The 247-nt window shown below is 37.7% G+C and carries 1 protein-coding gene; it reads left to right on the top strand.

Translation table 11 applies throughout. The annotated features are described in order from the left end of the window. On the top strand, positions 1-247 hold a 247-nt coding region (locus NCR39_RS29575), incomplete at both ends, for a DUF4160 domain-containing protein (RefSeq protein WP_250456331.1).

The raw sequence follows: 247 nt of genomic DNA, 5'->3' as shown, positions 1-247 counted from the left end.
GGGTATGCCAACGATTAGTATGTTTTATGGGGTTGTTATTTATATGTATTTTTATGATAATGAACGACATAATTTTCCACATATTCATGCAAAATACCGAGGGCAAGAGGCTTCGTTCCATATTACGGATGGTGCTATTTTGAGTGGAATCATTCCTCTCGCAAAAATTCGTTTGGTACAAGCTTGGATAGAGATCCATCGAGAGTCACTATTGGCTGATTGGAATTTGGCAATCAATGGTGAAAAG

This window comes from Caballeronia sp. ATUFL_M2_KS44 (assembly GCF_023630965.1).
GTDB classification, from domain to species: domain Bacteria; phylum Pseudomonadota; class Gammaproteobacteria; order Burkholderiales; family Burkholderiaceae; genus Caballeronia; species Caballeronia concitans.
The sequence above is the reverse complement of the archived record's forward strand: the minus strand, read 5'-3'. Positions and strand labels throughout refer to the sequence as shown.